The following is a 19,187-nucleotide window of genomic DNA, read 5'->3' on the forward strand; positions in this document are numbered from 1 at the left end:
CCCCCAACGGGGAACAAGGATCAAGCCATGTTATCCCGCTGCCCTTTGGGCCGCAATGCATCGCTCTCAACGGGGGACAAAATTCACTCCATGCTGTCTCGCTGCCCTTTGGGCTAATTTTCGGCGTCCCCAAGGGGGACCGAGATTCCAGCCCAGGGCTGAAGGAGCCTTGGCGACTGATGCCCTGGGAACGAGATTTCATGCCATTTCCATTTCATCGCGCCCTGAAGGGGCGCGAGAAGCTCTCATCCACCCCTGACGCACTGTTCGCGCCATGCCACAATCGCTCGCCAAACTCTATGTTCATGTGGTCTTCTCCACGAAGAACCGTGAGCGCGTGCTCATGGACGACATCCGCCATGAATTGCACGCCTACATCGGCGGGACGTTGAAGGGCATGGATTGCATGCCCGTTGAAATCAACTCGGAGCCAGATCATGCGCATGTGCTTTTTCTGCTCGGGCGGACGATGCCCCTGAGCGATGTGGTCGGCGGTTTGAAAAAGAGCGCCACGGAATGGCTGCGGGAGCACGGAGAGACCTACCGGGGATTCCATTGGCAAGCGGGCTATGGAGCCTTCTCCGTGAGCCAGTCGGCGGTCGAAGAAGTCCGCGAATACATCCGCAATCAGCGGGAGCATCACCGGGTAAAGACGTTTCAGGACGAGTTCCGGGCGTTTTTGCGCAAATACGAAATCGAATACGATGAACGGTATGTGTGGGATTGATATGCCCTATCCAACGATGAATGCCCATCGCGCCCCTTCATTGGATCGCATTCTAAAAAGACACGAGAGTCCACCGAACCAACTCCCATGAAAACCTATCCCGATATCGACCGCCTGAAGGCCACGCTGGACCAGCATCGCCCGCTGGACCCGGCGATTGTGCGCAATCTGAGGGAGGACCTCATCGTGCGTTGGACCTACCATTCCAATGCCATCGAGGGGAACACGCTCACACTTCAGGAAACGAAGGTGGTGCTGGAGGGCATCACCATTGGCGGGAAGTCCATCCGCGAGCATCTGGAGGCAGTGAACCACAAGAACGCCATCGTGCTGCTGGAGGACCTGGTGCAGAAGAACGAACCGCTGACGGAGTGGACGATCAAATCCCTGCACCAGCTCATTCTCAAAGGCATTGATGACGACAACGCAGGCCGCTATCGCAGCGTCAACGTGCGTATCTCAGGCGCAGAACATCTGCCGCCGGATCAGGTCCGCGTGCCGGAGCTGATGGAGAACTTCATCACCTGGTATCAGACCGAGGCGATGTCCCTGCACCCTGTGGAACGCGCCGCCCGTGTGCATAGTGACTTCGTCAAAATCCATCCCTTTGTGGACGGCAATGGCCGAACCTCACGCCTGCTCATGAATCTGGAGCTCATGAAGGCCGGTTACCCGCCAGCCGTGCTGCCCGTGACGCTGCGGCTGTCCTACTATACCGCTCTGGATGCCGACCACGTGCGCGGTGAAAAAGACGACTTCGTGAACATGGTGGCCCAGATCGTGAGGGAAGGCTTCCGCCCGTATTTCCATGCGCTGGGATTGCCCTGGGAGGAAAACGCATGAACCCCTCCTTCCAAGAAGCCCCCATCAGCCAGATCCCGGCACTGCGCACCTTGCAGCAGCTTGGCTATGGCTTCCTGACCTCGGAGGAAACAGCGGTGGGGCGGAAGGGGAAGATGGGGCGGGTGCTGCTGGAGGGCATTTTGGGACAGCAACTGCGGCGGCTGAACAAGATCCATTTCAAGGGGCGTGAGTTGGCTTTCTCCGAGGAGAACATCATCAAGGCCATCGAAGCACTGCGGGACGTTCCTTTTGATGGGCTGGTGCGCAGCAGTGAGAAAGTCTATGATCTGCTAACGCTGGGCAAGAGCCTGGACCAGGCGATTGAGGGAGAGACGAAGGGGTTCAGCCTGCGCTACATTGACTGGCAGAATCCGCGCAACAATGTCTTCCACGTCACAGCGGAGTTTGAGGTGGAACGCACGGGCAGTCATGAGACCCGGCGGCCTGACATCGTGTGTTTTGTCAATGGCATCCCCTTCGTCGTCATCGAATGTAAACGACCAGAGGAGAAGGGCTCGCTGGAGCAGGCCACCCGGCAGGTCATCCGAAACTGGCAGGAGGATGAAATCCCCCATCTGTTCATCTACAGCCAGCTCGTGCTGGCCCTGAACAAGAATGAAGGCTGCTATGCCACCACCGGCACGCCGCTGAAGTTCTGGGCCAAGTGGCGGGAGATGAGCGATGTCAGCGAACAGGTGCGTGCGGCGGTGAACAGCCCGCTGCGGCCTGAGGAGCATGCCAAACTCTTCAAAGGTGTCTTTGCCTTTGCCCAAAATGACATGGAGGAGCAGGCCATGCATGGGCGTGAGCCGACAGGGCAGGATTACTTGCTGTGGTCCCTGTGCCGCCCGGAGCGACTCATCGAGCTGGCACGGCAGTTCATCATCTATGACGAAGGCGGGGCAGTCAAAAAGGTGGCCCGCTACCAGCAATACTTTGCCATCCGCAGCACTCTGGAACGCGTGCGCCAGCGGGACCCTCAGGGCAAACGCAAAGGCGGCGTCATCTGGCAGACCCAGGGCAGCGGCAAGTCTTTGGCCATGGTGCTGCTGGGCAAGGCACTGGCCATGGAACCCAGCATCCCGAATCCACGCATCCTGCTAGTTACGGACCGCATTGATCTGGATGAGCAGATTTACAAAACCTTCCACCAGTGCGGAAAAGATCCGCAGCAGGCGAAGACGGGCAAACATCTGCAGGAACTGATGGCCGATGACCGGGTGCCAGTGATCACCACCGTGCTGGATAAATTCCGGGCGGCGGCCAACGCCAGCGACACCTTCAAGAATGACGATGAGGACATCTTTGTGCTGGTGGATGAGAGCCACCGCAGCCAATACGGAGAGGCCAACATCAAGATGCAGAAGGCCCTGCCGCGGGCCTGCTACATCGGCTTCACCGGCACACCGCTGATGAAGAAGGAGAAGAACACTGCGCACAAGTTTGGCGGCTTCATTGAACCTGCCTACACGATCCGCGACGCGGTGGAAGACGAGGCGGTGGTGCCGCTGCTCTATGAAGGGAGGCACATCATGCAGGAGGTGAACCAGAAGGCCGTGGACATGATGTTTGAGGCCATGAGCGAGGGCCTGACCAAGGAGCAGAAGGCCGACCTGAAACGGAAGTTCAGTCAGCGGGACGAACTAAACAAACTGGAGAGCCGCCTCTATCTGATCGCCTGGGATGTCTCGCAGCATTTTTCCCAGCAGTGGAAGGATACCGGCTTCAAGGGGCAGCTCACAGCCTCAGGAAAAAGGGAGGCTTTGATCCTGAAACGCTTCCTGGACCAGTTCGGCAAAGTGAAGAGCGAGGTGGTGATTTCCGGCCCTGGAGAGATCGAGAACGTGGATGAACATCAGACTGCGGAGCGTGATGAAAGCGTGGAGATGTTCTGGAAGGTGATGATGGCCAAGTATGGCACGGAAAAGGAGTATAACCGCCAGATCATCAATGGCTTCAAAAAGGGTGAGGAGCCTGAGATCATCATCGTGGTGGACAAGCTGCTGACCGGCTTTGATGCACCACGCAATGTGGTCTTGTACATCGCCCGCAGCCTGCGTGAGCACACCTTATTGCAAGCCATCGCCCGCGTGAACCGCCTGCATCCAGGGAAGGACTTTGGTTACATCATTGATTATTATGGTGTGGTGACCCAGCTCTATGACGCGCTGGAGCTTTACAGCACTCTGGGAGAGAAGTTCGATAAAGAGGATCTGGAAGGCACCCTCACCCAGGTAGCTGAGGAACTGAAACAGCTTCCTGCTCTGCATGACGCGCTCTGGAATTTATTCAAGGAAGTGAAAAATAAGAAGGATGAAGAGTCCTTTGAACTGGCCCTGGAAAGCAAGGAGGTGCGGGAGGAGTTTTACAGTCGCCTCTCCGCCTTCTGCCGGGTGCTGAAGATGGCGCTGTCCAGCATCCACTGGGTGAACGCCACCCCGGAAGAAAAGACCTCACGTTATAAGCGGGATGCAGGCTTTTTCCAAAACCTTCGTGCCAGCGTGAAGATCCGCTACGCGGAGGAGATCGACTACCGCGACTACGAGAAGCAGATCCAGAAGATGCTGAATACTTATGTTCAGGCGGATGAGGTGATCCAGGTGGTGGAGCCAGTAAACATCTTCGAGCGCGAGGCTTTTGAAAAGGAGGTGGAAAAGATGAAGAGTGACCGTGCCAAAGCGGACACCATCGCTAACCGCACGAAAAAGACCATCACCGAGAAGATGGAGGAAGATCCCTTCTTCTACCGCAAACTTTCCGCCCTGCTGCAACAGGCCATTGATGACTACAAAGCCCAGCGGATCAGCGAAGCAGAGCTTTTGGCACGAGTGACTTCCGTGATGGAACAGGCACGTGGCGGTAATACCCAGGAAGGCCCAGATGTGCTCAAGGAAAGAGATCTGTCGCGGGCCTTTTTTGGAGCGCTGAAAGAGCAACTGGCAGGCAGCCCAGGATCTGCCAATGACGAAACAGCCAGCGGTAACGTGGTGAAAGAAGACGGTGCTGAATATGGAACCAGCCCTGCTTCCACGGCTCCTCCCACAGAACAAATCCTGGCTGAAGCCGCGTGTGAAATGGAAGACATCATCCGCCGACATGCCGTGGTGCGATGGCGTGAGAACGTGGACGCTCAGAACCGGATGCGAAATGACCTGGATGATTTCCTTTTCAGCCTTCAGAGTCAGAAAGGCATCACGCTGACCTTTGCCCAGATGGATGCCATCATCGAAACGGCCATCCGCATCGCTATGCATCGCACCGAGGATGTCTGACTTTGAAATCATCGACACGGTTGCGGGTTCAGCGCAGCTCAAACGCACCGGACGCAAGACCCTGGCCATCAGTGTAATGCCCAATGGTGACCTGGAGCTGATCGCGCCAGAAGCAGCACCTGTGGATGCGATTCTGAAGAAGGTGGAGAAACGCTTGCGATGGATACGGACCCAACGGCGGCTTTTCCGTGACATGAATGCCGTGCGCCCCCCCCCGCGATATGTCAGTGGAGCCACCCACCGCTATCTGGGGAGGCAGTATTTGCTAAAGGTGACCGCAGGTAGTCCGGCAAAGGTGAGCCTAAGAGGAGGCTTCCTGCATGTGGAAGTCCCTGACAAGGCACAGCCCGAAGTCAAAAAAGCCCTCCAGGAATGGTATCGAAGCCACGCCAGACATCAATTTCAACAGCGGTTAAAAAGCTGGCGCACCTGGTGTCTGGATCGCCGTCTGCCCCTCCCCCATCTTCGGCTTAGAGCCATGAGCAAACGCTGGGGCAGCGCCCTTCCTGATGGCACCATTTGCCTGAACCCCGACCTCATCAAGGCTCCTTCCGCCTGCGTGGACTACGTGATCATCCACGAAATCTGCCACTTGAAACACCCCGATCACGGCAAGCATTTTTGGAGCCTCCTCTCGCAACTGGTGCCCGACTGGAAGGAACGGAAGCAGAGGCTGGAGAGCATGGAGTTGTAAGGTTGGTTGCATTATGTCTTCACTTAGGATAAAGGCACGTCTTCCTTATGCCATTCAACCGAATCCAATACGCAGCATTGGCTTGGCCCGTTCTGACCCGGACTGCCGCCGAACGCGGGAAGATCTCCTATAAAGAGTTAGCCGAATCGGTTGGTGTCCATTGGCGACAATGCCGCCTCTTTCTCGAATCAATCCAGACATACTGCATTCAAAAAGACTTGCCTCCTCTGACTGGCCTCGTGGTACGGAAAAGCGATGGACTCCCTGGTCATGGATTTATTGCTTGGGACATCGACAATCCAGAAGAAGCCTATGAGCGGGTGTATGCAAAAGATTGGTCAGAGGAAATCAATCCTTTCGATTTTGCTGCCTTTGGAGAGACGGAAGAATTACTCGCCCACAAGCTGATACTCCCGGTGCCAGATTGGGAGGCTGTCTATAGAAAGGTAGAGGACCGTGGAATGCGACAGGTTATTTTTCGAAAGGCCCTGCTTCAAATTTATGGCGGTCAATGTGCCATGTCTGACTGCCGTGCGGAAGACCTCCTTGAGGCAGCCCACATTGCGCCTTGGTCTGAGTGCACACCTCAAGAAAAGTTGGACGTCAGGAATGGGCTATTGTTGGCTTCCACTTACCATGACCTTTTTGACAAAGGGTGGATCACGGTCAACGAAAACTACCGTGTTATAGAGGGTCCTGACTTTCCTAGGGGATTACAAGACCGATTTGTTGATTGGGTCACCCGACATGTTTTGGGCCGACAGCTTCGGATGCCTGCTGATCCTCGGTATCGCCCTCTTCTAGATTATATTCAACGCCGGAACGACGGCTGATGGTTAGCCGATATTGCTTGGAGTTCAGGCTTAAATAATCTTTGGTTTTACACCATTCATCATGCCCATTCCCAGTTACCAAGACCTCATGCTGCCACTTCTCCTGGTGCTTGGTGCCGCAGAAAAAGACCTGCACCAGAAGGAATGCACCCAGAGGGTTTCTGATGCATTACAACTCACGGAAGCGCAACGCTCCGAACGCCTGCCAAGTGGCATTCAGACCTATGTGCATAACCGCATCGGCTGGGCGGGGTGGTATATGCAGCAGGCGGGGCTGGTAATGAAGCCCAAGAAAGGATTCCTCCGCATCACTGAGGAGGGTCGTGCCCTCCTGGCGAAGAGCCCGACCTCGATTGACAACAAGCTGCTGGCTACCTACCCCAGCTTTCAAGAAAAGGTCATGCGCAGGGCTGAGGATGAAACCACAGCGGCGGTGATGACCGCCATCCCTGATGAGCAGACACCGACGGACCAGATTGAAGAAGCTTACCAGAAGCTGAATCAGACTCTTTCATCGGAACTCCTGGATCTGATGGCGAAGATGGACCCTTACAAGTTCGAGCAGCTGGTGGTGGATCTCCTCTTTGCCATGGGCTACGGCGGCTCCCGGGCCGAAGCGGCCTTGGTTACCAAGAAGTCGGGTGACGAAGGCATTGATGGCATCATCAATGAGGACCGGCTTGGGCTGGATGTGATCTATGTCCAGGCCAAGCGCTGGCAGGCCACCGTAGGGCGAGCTGAGATCCAGAGTTTCGTTGGTGCGCTGGTGGGCAAGCACGCTCACAAGGGCGTTTTCATCACGACCAGCGATTTTCACAAGACAGCGGTCGAATATGCCCGTGGCGTCCAGCATAAGGTCGTTCTTATCAACGGGCGGCGGTTGGCTGACCTTATGATTGAGCATGGGGTCGGCGTCTCTACGGTCCGTACCCTGGAGCTGAAGCGAGTGGACTCAGACTATTTCGAGGAATGATTGGCATCAGTCCCTTTGCCAAGTGGTTGGTCACTACCGGTAAATTCTGACGGCTAACCATTTCTCTTGCCAAGACCGACCTCCCAAGCCCCGCCTCACAGCCCGGCGTTGCTCCGTTCTTTTTGCAGTTTAGCTCGTTCCCGACATCGTTCACCATGACGACAAAATCATCATTTGCAGAACTCCCCGGAGGAGGCTGAAACCCTGAAGCCATTCCAAGTGATGCGGCCACTCTTGGCCGCAAGGTGGGTGCCTAGGGCGCTCCGAGTGTCTGTGGCGAAGGCGTGCGGAGAGGCGAAGCGCGAAGCGGGGGGGCGGTGTGACTGGGTGGGGGCGAGCTTGAGGAGCGAAGTGGGGGCGAGAACTTGCGGCCAAGAGTGGCCGCATCACTTCATATCACTTCACTTCGCTTTGATTCCCTCCATCCAGCGCACGCTGCCTTGCGGCCCAAAGGGTCGCGGGATTCAGCCCAGGGCGCTGCGCAGCCAGCCCTGGGTTAGACGGGCAGAAGAGCCCTGTTGCCAGCCTCACGGCCCGAAGGGTCGTGGAAGATAGCTTGGGCCTGGGTGAAGAGCCAATCGCAGGGAGAACCATACCCCCGTGCATGCCATCCCCACATCCCTCATCACGTCTGGCGCTGGGGGGCTTGAGGTCGATTGGAACGACGAGGGATTTTTTAGACAGGATGAACCAGATTTGCAGAACTCCCAGGAGGAGGCTGAAACCCTGAAGCCATTCCAAGTGATGCGGCCACTCTTGGCCGCAAGGTGGGGCCTATGGGGGGGCGAGAGCCTGGGTCGAAGGTGTGGAGAGGCGAAGCGCGAAGCGGGGGGCGGTGTGACGGGGTGGGGGCGAGCTTGAGGAGCGAAGTGGGGGCGAGAACGTGCGGCCAAGAGTGGCCGCATCACTTCATATCACTTCATATCACTTCACTTTCATTCCCTCCATCCAGCGCACGCTGATCCTGTCAGTCCTGTCCCTCTTGTTCATTCGGTCTAAAAATCCCCGCACCCCTCCACCATCGCCGCCCGGCAGAAGGCGGAAGGCGGGGGCGCAAGGTGGGTGCCTAGGGCGCTCCGAGAGCCTGGGGCGAAGGAGTGCGGAGAGGCGAAGCGCGAAGCGGGGGGCGGTGTGACGGGGTGGGGGCGAGCTTGAGGAGCGAAGTGGGGGCGAGAACTTGCGGCCAAGAGTGGCCGCATCACTTCGCTTTCATTCCCTCCATCCAGCGCACGCTGATCCTGTAAGTCCTGTCCCTCTTGTTCATTCGGTCTAAAAATCCCCGCACCCCTCCACCATCGCAGCCAAAACAAAAACCCCGCCGAGTGAACGGCAGGGTTTTTTAAAAGGAATCGAAGGATTCCGAAGGCGAAGCTTATTCGCCAGCGGTGATGTTCAGGACCTGACGGCCTTTGTAGTAACCGCAGGATGGGCAGGCCACGTGTCCTGGGACGGAGGTGCCGCACTCAGGGCAGGTCTTGAGAACAGGTGCGCGCCAGCGGTTAGCGCCCTGACGAAGGCGTTGGCGGCTCTTGGATTGTCTGCGTTTTGGGTTGGCCATGTGAGTGAGGGGTCGCTATTTCAATTGATCGAGGGCATTCCAGACTCCGCCGTCTGCACCAGGCTCTTCGTTCACCACAGGTTCATCCGTCGGATCGAAGTGGCCTTCAGCAGGACAGTCGCGCGGGTCAACGTTACCATCTTCACAGCGCGGAAAGTTCGGAAGGGCGAGCAGGATGTCTTCTCTTACGAGGTCTGTCAAGTCCATCGTTGTTTCCTTTTCAATGGGAACTTCGGCCTGGTAGTCCGCCATATCCACCTGGTAGTCGAAGCGCTGGAGGCAGCGGCCGCACTCGAGGCCGAACGTCGCCTGGAGGTGACCCGTCACGAGGATGTCCTTATCATCTCGCACGATGTTGAGGTCGTAGGTCAGGGGCGAGAGGGCCTTGGCGCTATCGGCCTCAGGCAGGGCAAAGAAGCTGGCGGGCTGGGTGCCGCTGATTTGCTTGCCATCCTCAGGCAGGTTGCGGATATCGAACTGGAAAGGATTCATGATGTTAAAGTTAAAGGGAAAGGGAAAGGGAAGGGGCTAAGGTGAGTAGCACAGCGGTGCGAACGAAAACCGGAGACGAAGGTGAGGGGATATCAACCGAGCCCCTGTTTGCTCTTCAGGGCTGCGACCACATGGGGGGGCACAAATTGGTTTACGTTTCCGCCCAGTCTTGAGATTTCTTTGACGAGCCGACTGCTGATGTAGGTCAGCTCCTCGCGCGGCATGAGAAACATCGTTTCCAGGTTCGGCTCCAGTTTCCGGTTCATGAGGGCGAGCTGAAACTCGAACTCGAAGTCACTCACGGCACGCAGCCCCCGGACCAGGGCCACGGCGGATTGTTGCTTGGCGAAGTCCACGAGCAGACCTTGGAAGGGCATCACGCGCAGATTCGGGATATGCTCCGTGGCATCCACCAACAGCTCCACCCGCTCTTCCAGGGTGAAGAGGCTCTGCTTGGCGTTGTCTTGGGCGACGGCGACGATGAGCTCATCGAAAAGCCCGGCGGCACGCTGCAAGACATCCAGATGCCCATTGGTGATCGGGTCGAAACTTCCAGGGTAAATGGCGCGGCGCATGGTGGGATGAACCATTGATTACTCCGCTGGCTGCGGGTGTAAAAGCGATTGATCAGGAAAAGTTGCAAAGCGCGCGCGCCCCTTTTAACACACCGGACCGCCATCACCTGCCATGCAAGACCCGGACACCACCATCGAAACACGCGAGGAAGTCATGTTTTTCGACACCGACATCGGCGGTGTGGTGCATAACATCGCCTACCTGCGCATGATCGAGACCGCCCGCACGCGCCTGGCGGCCAAGCTGGGCATGAGGCTGCGCGACATGGCGCAGACGCAGCTCTACCCGGTGGTGGTGCGCACGGAGATCGACTATCGCAAGCCCGCGACGCTCGGGGATGAGCTCATCATCTCGGGCCGTCTGGAGAGTGTGGAGCGGGTGCGTTTTTGGGTGGCGTTTGAGATCCGCCGGGCAGGGGAGGAGACGGTCTTGATCACCTGCCGTCAGTCCCTGGCTCTGGTGCAGATGCCTGCGGGGAAGCCGGTGCGCTTGCCGGAGGATTGGGCGGAGAAATACGCCTCTCTTTTCCTGAAAAAACGTTGAGCCTCTCAAAAAGCAGGTTCGAAATCAAATTTTTTCTGTCGGGTGGTGTGAAAGATGCCGCAGGGCTTGTCGTTTTCGCCGGTGTCCTGCCCCGGAGGACAGCGGTGCCCTCGGCGGTGCCGATGCGTATTGTTTAGAAAAGCACTCCCCATGAAAACCACCCTGATTCAGAGAACCAAGAGCTGCCGTCTGCCTCTGGCATTGGCGACCGTCCTCTCCGCCTTGGCCGGTCTGGCTCAAGCCGAGATGTCCCTGGAGAGCATTCAGGCGAAGGCGAGTGAGATGGATCGCCTCGTCAGCGCCAAGCTGGAGAAAGAAAAGATCCAGCCGAATGCCCCGGTGACGGATGAGGTCTTCGTGCGCCGCATTTACCTGGATGTCGTGGGCCGTATCCCGACTCTGAAGGAAACCACTGACTTCCTGGCCGATCAGAGCGCCAACAAGCGTGGCAAGCTGATCGACACCCTGCTCGCCTCCGAGGGCTATGTGCAAAACTTTGCCAACTACTGGAATGACATCCTGCGGGTGAAATCCCAGCTCACTCAGGGCAATAGCCAGCCTGCCGGTGCCGCCTATAGCAACTGGATTCGCGAGTCCCTGGCTGCCAACAAGCCCTACGATGAGATGGTGGAGGAAATGCTCACCGCCAAAGGCAAGACCTATGAGAATGGTGCCGTGGGCTACTACATCCGCGACTACAACATGCCGCTGGATAACATGGCCGTGACCACTCAGGTCTTCCTGGGCACCAGCATGGTCTGCGCGCAGTGCCATAACCACCCCTTCGATAAGTGGACCCAGATGGACTACTACCAGATGGCCGCGCATAGCAATGGCATGACCGGCACCAATGGGCTGGCCAATCCTCTGCTCGCCCAGGCCTTCTACGGCGGGGGTGTGAAAGGCAAGGCCAAGGGCAAGAAGAACCGCAAGCCTGACTCCACCATGGATATGGCCATGATGGAAATGGGCAATGTCGGGCTCGAGCGTAAGGACATGACCCGCGCCATGAGCGAGATCCTGCGCCCGCTCCGCTACAACACCGTGCTGGACCAGACCGACAACAAGCCGCTGCGTCTGCCCAAGGACTACCAGTATAAAGACGCCAAGCCCAGCAGCGTGGTGGAGCCCACCATCCCGGCCTCCTTTTCCAATGACGGCAAGATCGTCAAAGAAGGGGCGACCCCGATCCACGCCTATGCCGGCTGGATGACCTCCAAGAACAATCCGCGCTTCACCCTGGTGATTGCGAATCGGCTGTGGAAGAAAGCCATGGGGCTGGGGCTCATCGAGCCTGTGGATGAAATCACCGACTCCACCGTGCCGAGCAATCCGCAGCTCATGACCTTCCTGGAGCAGACCATGAAGGACATGAACTATGACATGAAGGAGTATCTGCGCATGATCTACAACAGCGCCTCCTACCAGCGTGCGGCCTATCAAAAAGACGTCGAGCTGGGTGAGGTGTATCACTTCCCAGGGCCCCTCCTGCGCCGCATGAGTGCGGAGCAGATCTGGGATAGCATGGTCACTCTCTACAAGCCCGCCCCCGATGCCTCCAGCCTGAACGCCCGCATCGAGCGTGAGTCCTCCATCCGCAGGGTGGAGTGGCTGGATCGCTCCCTCAATGCCCTGACGCCCGAAGAACTCGCTCAGGGAGCCGCACGTGTGGCCGCCAAACAGAAAGAGCTGGCTGTCGAGGTGCGCAAGGCGCAGGAAGTGCTGGCCGAGGCGACGAAGGCCAATGACGAAGACAAGATCCGCCAAGCCAAGCGTGTGGTCAGCAATCAGCGCCGCGCCATCGATGAAGCCGCCGAAGACATCGTTTACTCCATGGGCTTCAAGAAATTCGCCCAGATGATCCGCGAGGGCAAAGTGCAGGAGATGGTGGATGACCCTGAGTTCACTCAGGAGATCGCCAGCGTGCTGAAGACCAAGAAAGGCGATGACATCGGTATCGACGAGGCCCTCAGCATCATGGCCAAGCAGCAGCGCCAGCGCCTGAGCACCGCCCAGCAGCAGCGCCTGAAAAAGGACGCCGAACTGCTGAAGGTGGATGATAAGAAGCAGCTCGCCGCGCTCAAAGCCTGGGAAAACTATCGCGATACCTACATGGTGCGCGCCGCAGATCTGCGCAGCCCGGCTCCCAATGGCCACTTCCTGCGTGAGTTTGGCCAGAGTGACCGCGAGCTGGTGCAGAACGCGAACTCGGAAGCCAGCGTGGGGCAGGCTCTGATGCTGCTGAATGGCAAGACTTTCACGCAGCTCCAGAACCCCTACACGATGATCTCACGTGCCCTGCGCCGCTCAGCCAATGCTGAACAGACCATCGACACCATCTACCTGTCCCTCTTCAGTCGCAAAGCCAGTGCCGAAGAAAAAGCCCTGCTGGGACCGGTGGTGGGCAGTAACACCGCCGTCGGGAAAGGCGATGCCCTTTGGGCCGCGCTGAATACCCGTCAGTTTTACTTCATCGAGTAGTCGATTCCTCACGACTTCGACTTGGGTCCTTTTAGCGGTTGGCTGCACAGGCCAACCGCTTTTTGTTAGGGTGTGTTTGAAAATGGAGGGAGGGCTCGCTGAGTCAGAAAGGAGGTCAGGGCCAGGCGCGCGCCTTGCCGTGCCGTGCCTGGATCCTCTGCGAGACTGGCCTAACGAAGCAACGCCGCCATGGCCTGTGTTCGGACTCAACCCGAAGGCCCCGCAGGAAGCTGCCGAATAGCGGCATTGAACGCCTCGAAGTTAGGTCCACCTGATGAAATCATGAATCAAATTCGTGGGCAAGATCGAGTCCGCTCCTCACTCTAGCTCTTTCGCTGCGCGAAAGGTGAGGTGGGGGGGCGTGAGAGTCCTGTTTCTACTCTTTCATTTTCATCAGGGGCTCAGACATCTGCGCGGCCTGAAGGGCCGCAGGATTCAGCCCAGGCCGCAAGGCCTGGGTTCACCGAACACGGTTGATCAACCCACGTCGCGCTCTGAAGGAGCGCGGGAACGGGCAGCACGTTTTTCACCTCCCATTCCCTCTCCCGCGACCCATCCGGCCGCGACCTTTGAGATGGGGGGCTCTCCCACCCACCCAGGGCTTGCTTCGCTTCGCCCTAGGCTGAATCCGGCGGTCCTTTGGACCGCAAGCCCCCTCTGATACCCGCCTAACGAAACAACGCTTCACATTCATTCGTGGGTGAGGAGTGGGCTGAAAGGTTTTACCCCTTTAAATTTCACTTTGGTATTCGATCTCCATAGCCCCGTCGGCGTTCGCTTTGCTCTTCAGTTCCTTCCCGCGGGCGTGCCTCTCCCGAATCTTAAAACACACCCTTGGGGGCGGCCTATCGGGGACTTGGGTTGATGCGTTTCCTTGCTTTACACCTGGTTATTCAAGTGAATAATGGCGACGATTTTGTCAGATAGACTACGCTCATCATATGATTCTCGTTGAATTGGCCGGGGCAGGCGGTGTGGGAAAGTCAACCATTGCGCCGATGATCGCTCAGAGACTTCGGGAGGAACTCGGAACGGAAGCTGTGGCCGCACTTCCCGAGAAAGACGTGGCTCGGCGGCATCGCCGCTGGACGCGCTTCAAACGCTGGACCTGGACGGCTTTTCATCCCCGCGCTTTTTGGGTCGCACGTCGTGCCTCCAAGACGGGGCATAAAGTGGGGAGCCCTTCCACCTGGCTGCGGGCTTTCACCACCATGGGCATCGGCCGGTCAGTGGGCAAAAAGGGCATCAAGGTGGCGCTGGTGGATCAGGGGATGCTGCGCCTGCCGATGAAGGCCATGCATGCAGATCTGCTGCCCCAGTTTCTGCTGCCGGATCTGGTTCTGCATCTCGTCGCAGACCCGGCGGTGCTGGAGATGCGCCGCATCTATCGCAGTAAGCCGAAGCACAATCGCTATCTGGGAGCCAGCCGCCTCACGCACGCTCAGAACGCAGTCACCTTGCTCCAGACCCTGCCTCCCGATCAGCTCCGCGATGCCGTGACCAAGTTTGGCGAGAAATTCTGTGAGCCCCCGCTGACCGAGTCGGAAATCGAGCAACTCCTGCAGGCCCCTGCTGCCCAGGCCCCGCTGACGAATGAAGCGGCTCAGAAGGGCCGCTGCCAGTTCGAGGTCTGTGAAACCTTTCGCCAGCGTGGCGTGCAGTGGCGTGAGATCGATAACTCCCACTCCATGGAGGAAGCCTTGGAAGCCTGCATTCAGGCCATTCTCACCGCACTCGCTGCTGGCGATGCCAAAGGCAGACCCTCCAGTCCCGCCCTGGCGTAGAGCGTGTTTGGATCCGAGCAGAGCGCCTTGAATCCTCAGGGCTCCTGAGCGATGGAGAGCTGCCTTGAAATCCCACCTGCCTAACCATCCCACCCAACTCTACCTCATCCGCCATGGCGAGGTGGAGGTGCAGTATCACAAAGTCTTCGGCGGCTGCCGCATCGATATGGGCCTGTCACCTCTCGGGGAGCGGCACGCCCAGGCGGTCGCCTCCTGGTTGGCCCAGACGCCACTGGATGCCGTTTATTGCAGCCCCATGCGTCGGGCGCAGATGACCTCGGCTCCGCTGGCTGAGGCCAAGGGGCTGGAGCCCATCATCGTGCCAGATCTGCGGGAGATGGATTTTGGCGATTGGACAGGTTACCACTGGGAAGGCGTGCAGGAGCACTTTGGCGTCAGCGCCTTTGACTGGCTGGAGATCATCGAGTCCGCTGGGATCCCCAATGGCGAATCTGCCGCGCATCTCACCCATCGTGTGCTGCCCGCCTTGGTTCAGATTTTACAGGACAATCCGCACAAACGCGTGGCCATCGTCTGTCACGGCGGGATCATCCGGGTCATCCTGGCCTTGCTCCTGGAGCAGCCGCTGAAGGCCATGGCGCACTTCAACATCGAATACGGCAGCATCAGCGTCGTGGAGATCCAGCCAGATAAAAAACACGCCTTTGAGATCGAGCTGCTGAACTTCTGTCCGCCTTTGCCTGTCTGAAAAAGCCTGCTGGCCCCTCTGTCCCCCCTATCGTTTTGAAACGCACCTTGCGCATGCGGGGCTGAGGGCGATTATTGCACTCAAACAAAGTTTTCCCCTGACCGATATGTTTTCTCTGCTTACTGACAAACTCGAAGACGCCTTCCGCAAGCTGCGCGGAATGGGCAAGATCAGCGAGTCCAACGTCTCTGACGCCCTGCGTGAGATTCGCATGGCGCTTCTGGAAGCTGACGTGGACTTCAAGGTCGCCAAGGATCTGATCGAGGCCGTCAAGCAGCGTGCGCTCGGCGAAGAAGTACTGAAGACCGTGACCCCGGGCCAGCAGATCGTTAAAATCTTCCATGACGAGTTGGAGAAGATCCTCGGGAGCGATGCCTCAGAACTCGACCTCAGCCAGCCTTCCAGCATCCTCATGGTGGGTCTCAACGGGGCAGGGAAGACCACCACATCCGCCAAGCTCGCCGCGTGGTTGAAGAAGCAGGGGAAACGCCCGTTGCTCATCGCGCTCGACCTCTACCGTCCCGCCGCCGTCACTCAGCTCCAGGTCTTGGGGCAGCAGCTCAATGTGCCTGTCTGCGTCCCCGCTCCAGGGGAAACCGATGTCGTGCGTGCCACCAAGGCCGCCTTGGCTTGGGTGGAGCAGCAGGGCCTTGGCATTGCCATCTTCGATACCGCAGGCCGTCAGGAAGTGGATGAAGATCTGCTGAGCGAGCTCAAAAAAGTGCGCGACCTGGTGAAGCCGACCGAGACCCTCCTCGTCGCCGATGCCGCCACCGGTCAGCAGGCCGTGAGCGTGGCCAACCGCTTCCATGAAACGGTGACCATCTCCGGTCTCATCATGACCAAGCTGGACGGTGATGCCCGTGGTGGTGCCCTCCTTTCCATGCGCCAGGTCACCGGCCGCCCGGTGAAGTTCATCGGTGTGGGTGAAAAGGTGGATCAGCTCGAGGTCTTCCACCCCGACCGCATGGCTCAGCGCATCCTCGGCATGGGCGACGTGGTCGGCCTCGTCGAGAAGGCCGCTCAAGAGATCGATGAAAAAGAGGCGATGAACATGATGCGTCGCCTGGAGCAGAATAAGTTCGACTTCACCGACTTCCTCAATCAGCTCCGTTTCATGAAGAAGCTCGGGCCCCTGGAAGGCCTGCTCGGCATGATCCCCGGCATGAACAAACTGAAAGGCATGCCCGGTGTGGACGATAAGCGCATGAAGCATGTGGAGGCCATCATCCTCTCCATGACTCCCAAGGAGCGCTCCAAGCCGGAGATCATCAATGGCAGCCGCCGCAAACGCATCTCCAAAGGCTGCGGTCGCCCCGTGGTGGAGATCAATCAACTCATCAAGCAGTTCGAGATGATGCGTGGCCTCATGAAGAACAAAGGCGCCATGGCTCAGATGGCCGGCAGCCTCTTCGGCGGTGGTGGCGGTGGGATGGGCGGTCTCGGTGGAGGCATGCCCCAGCTTCCGAAAGGCATGTTCCCTGGCGGTGGCAAGATGAAGATGCCCGGCAAATTCGGCAAAGGCTTCCGCCTCGGCGGATAACCCTCGGCGATCTCAGATCCCATCCGTTTTCAATTCCGGCATTCGGGATCGGGACGCTCGCCCGGCACCATGGGGGCCCAGAGCATCGCCATGGCGGTAAAAAACCCGAGTCCTTCACAGGCTCGGTGGAGTCGGCGATTTCATGGCCCCAGCTCGCACACCCGGCCCCACGGAGGTCAAGCTTTCAAAGGTGCCATCGGCATCAACACGGGCGTTTTGGCCGTTGAGGGTGACGTTGGCCGGTTCATTGACTTTACCCCGAAGCCAGGGCGTTAGACAGGCCCACTCGCCTGCCGACCTCCTTGTCGTCAAGACCTTCAGCACTGAGCAAACCAGCCTGGGCTCTTTTTGCCTCGACCTGTGGAGTTTTGCGAGCGTCGGCCATGCGTTGCGACTCGCCTCGCTGCTCTTGGCTCAACTTCAGTCGGATGGTGGGACGTCCTCTGGGCATGGAGCCCTATGACCCTATAAAATTATTTTGAAATAACTAACATAGAGCGACACAAGCTGCTGAGAGAACTCTCATGCTCGCCAAGCTGCCAAGTTCAGAGCTTCGGAGAAGGCGTAGCGAAGTGAAGGTCTAGGACGCTGGAAACTCTTCACTGCGTCCATCAATGAGCGGCGGAACGAAAAGCGAGGCCATCGCGGAAAAGAATATTTCGGGGCGTTTGGGTGTCAGTTCCTAATGAACAGTGGATGAATGGCGCCGGAGAATCTGGTGTATCTTAGATGGACTGAAGCAGGTGCCCTTGCAGTCAAGATTGAGGAAATTTTGCAAACAAATGCTTTTCTTATTGCTCTAGGGATAGAATTTGGGGTTTAAGCGCAGATTGAACACTTTTCCCGATGACCACGCAGCCTTGGTATAAGATTTTAGCCTTAGCACTTTTTTGGGATTTCGCCAGCCATGGTGAACAAGCACGTTTGGAAGTTTTTCTGCCTGTGCTACTGCTAATTTTACTGCTTGATGCCCGAATCATCAAATCAGAGAATCAATCAGTCGCTAGGTCATGGTCGGCTTGGCCACTCTTTGCTTCCTTAGCGGTTTTAGCCGTAGGCTTCACTTATTTGGCTTCTGGAAAGGCGGGATCTCAACACCAAGCCAGCGCAGGTTGCTCCTATCAAGGATGCGGCGGCTCTCTTGACGCAGACGCAGCCAATATGGGGGGCGCTGGGTGTCAGTGCCGAAGCAAAGCAAAAGCCCCTTCTCAGGTGAATTACGTTCCGGTGCAGAGGCCGCCCACTCCCCAGGGCTCATTCCCACAGAAAAGGACTTTCAATGGAGTTCCTTCCCGCCCACCAGGAATCACGGCACAACCTCCAGGCGGAAAGCCTCTCATGGGGCCACCCGTCAACCGGACGCAGACCGCAACGCCAGCGTCACCAGTGTCTCAGCCTGCCCAGGTGCCCTCGGCGACGACGACCCCATCTCTAGCCGCTCCTGCGGCGCAAAAATAAACGAGTTCTGTTATGACTCTGTCGGCTAGAAATTCTCAGGGGCGTAAGAGCCCCGTATTGTCCATGTTGAGAGCATCAGTGTTCAGACGCTGGCTCGCCTTGTTGCTGCTGTTTTTGATGCCTCTTTCAACGATGCATCAATTGCTGGCAGTCGGGATAGGCCAAATGGAATATGATCCAGGCGATGGTAGCACAGCCTACATCCAATACGAAGATTGGAACGGAAACGGTGAATTCGATAGTGGCGAATTGTCGTGGGAATACCCCGGCTACGACAATGATAGTGATGGAGACGGCATTAAGGATCTCCGGGAAATAGCCTGGGGAACAGACGTTTATAACCTAGATAGTGATTTTGATGGCATAACGGATGGTGATGAATTGGATCTGCTAGGCGGGCCTAACGAGGGTTACCACCCACTGATGTGGGATAGCAATAGCGATGGCTACAGTGACTATGATCAATTCCACTCCTTTTACGCAGTCAACTATGCCGCACTCGGCGCAGGAAGTTCATATTATGACTGGGATGGTGATGGTGTGCATAATCCTGAAGATTCCAATCCTCTGGATTCGACTTTATGGGATGACTGGGATGGTGACGGGAACAACGGACTTCCTTATGATGGACTCGGTGACTCAGATGGTGATGGTGTCTATGATCTGTATGATTCACATTTAACAGACCCAAGCGTGTGGAG

Annotated in this window: 14 protein-coding genes and 1 pseudogene; 12 read left to right on the top strand and 3 right to left on the bottom strand. The window is 57.5% G+C overall.

Going from position 1 to position 19,187, the window contains the following annotated elements; genetic code table 11:
- Positions 1-274: 274 nt before the first annotated feature.
- From tnpA to B5D61_RS23960, 6 genes are all read left to right on the top strand, one after another.
- Complete coding sequence (gene tnpA / locus B5D61_RS23935; protein WP_078815955.1) at positions 275-727, top strand: IS200/IS605 family transposase; 453 nt, start codon at positions 275-277, stop codon at positions 725-727.
- A gap of 87 nt (positions 728-814) precedes the next feature.
- The gene (locus B5D61_RS23940; RefSeq protein ID WP_078815956.1) at positions 815-1,570 is read left to right on the top strand and encodes a Fic family protein; all 756 of its coding nucleotides are present in this window, start codon (positions 815-817) and stop codon (positions 1,568-1,570) included.
- A complete protein-coding gene (locus B5D61_RS23945) occupies positions 1,567-4,842 on the top strand; it encodes a type I restriction endonuclease subunit R (protein ID WP_078815957.1) in 3,276 nt (1,091 codons plus the stop codon). Before B5D61_RS23940 ends, B5D61_RS23945 begins: the two co-directional genes overlap by 4 nt.
- The gene (locus tag B5D61_RS23950) at positions 4,835-5,536 is read left to right on the top strand and encodes a M48 family metallopeptidase (RefSeq protein ID WP_176159642.1); all 702 of its coding nucleotides are present in this window, start codon (positions 4,835-4,837) and stop codon (positions 5,534-5,536) included. Before B5D61_RS23945 ends, B5D61_RS23950 begins: the two co-directional genes overlap by 8 nt.
- A 47-nt stretch (positions 5,537-5,583) precedes the next feature.
- Positions 5,584-6,369, top strand: a complete 786-nt coding sequence (locus tag B5D61_RS23955) for an HNH endonuclease (protein ID WP_078815959.1) — start codon at positions 5,584-5,586, stop codon at positions 6,367-6,369.
- Between the two features lie 61 nt (positions 6,370-6,430).
- Complete coding sequence (locus B5D61_RS23960) at positions 6,431-7,342, top strand: restriction endonuclease (protein WP_078815960.1); 912 nt, start codon at positions 6,431-6,433, stop codon at positions 7,340-7,342.
- A gap of 1,372 nt (positions 7,343-8,714) precedes the next feature.
- Here B5D61_RS23960 and rpmF read toward each other — a convergent pair.
- The 3 genes from rpmF to coaD all read right to left on the bottom strand — a co-directional run bounded on the left by rpmF (position 8,715) and on the right by coaD (position 9,967).
- Positions 8,715-8,900, bottom strand: a complete 186-nt coding sequence (gene rpmF / locus B5D61_RS23970; protein WP_078815962.1) for a 50S ribosomal protein L32 — start codon at positions 8,898-8,900, stop codon at positions 8,715-8,717.
- A gap of 15 nt (positions 8,901-8,915) precedes the next feature.
- Positions 8,916-9,392, bottom strand: a complete 477-nt coding sequence (locus B5D61_RS23975; RefSeq protein WP_078815963.1) for a YceD family protein — start codon at positions 9,390-9,392, stop codon at positions 8,916-8,918.
- 92 nt (positions 9,393-9,484) lie between these two features.
- Positions 9,485-9,967: a pantetheine-phosphate adenylyltransferase gene (gene coaD, locus B5D61_RS23980; RefSeq protein WP_078815970.1), complete on the bottom strand. Its 483-nt coding sequence runs from the start codon at positions 9,965-9,967 to the stop codon at positions 9,485-9,487.
- Positions 9,968-10,079: 112 nt separating this feature from the next.
- Here coaD and B5D61_RS23985 point away from each other — a divergent pair, with 112 nt between their 5' ends.
- From B5D61_RS23985 to B5D61_RS24020, 6 genes and pseudogenes are all read left to right on the top strand, one after another.
- Complete coding sequence (locus B5D61_RS23985; protein ID WP_217699059.1) at positions 10,080-10,511, top strand: acyl-CoA thioesterase; 432 nt, start codon at positions 10,080-10,082, stop codon at positions 10,509-10,511.
- Between the two features lie 150 nt (positions 10,512-10,661).
- Positions 10,662-12,992 (top strand): DUF1549 domain-containing protein, encoded by a 2,331-nt coding sequence (locus B5D61_RS23990; protein WP_176159643.1) that lies wholly within the window; start codon positions 10,662-10,664, stop codon positions 12,990-12,992.
- A 941-nt stretch (positions 12,993-13,933) separates the two neighbouring features.
- Positions 13,934-14,776: a hypothetical protein gene (locus B5D61_RS23995; protein ID WP_078815965.1), complete on the top strand. Its 843-nt coding sequence runs from the start codon at positions 13,934-13,936 to the stop codon at positions 14,774-14,776.
- Between the two features lie 64 nt (positions 14,777-14,840).
- A complete protein-coding gene (locus tag B5D61_RS24000) occupies positions 14,841-15,485 on the top strand; it encodes a histidine phosphatase family protein (RefSeq protein WP_176159644.1) in 645 nt (214 codons plus the stop codon).
- Between the two features lie 106 nt (positions 15,486-15,591).
- A complete protein-coding gene (gene ffh / locus B5D61_RS24005) occupies positions 15,592-17,028 on the top strand; it encodes a signal recognition particle protein (protein ID WP_078815967.1) in 1,437 nt (478 codons plus the stop codon).
- A 1,521-nt stretch (positions 17,029-18,549) separates the two neighbouring features.
- Positions 18,550-19,187: pseudogene (locus tag B5D61_RS24020) on the top strand (hypothetical protein); the annotation flags it as partial.

This window comes from Prosthecobacter debontii (assembly GCF_900167535.1).
Taxonomy (GTDB): Bacteria; Verrucomicrobiota; Verrucomicrobiia; order Verrucomicrobiales; family Verrucomicrobiaceae; genus Prosthecobacter; species Prosthecobacter debontii.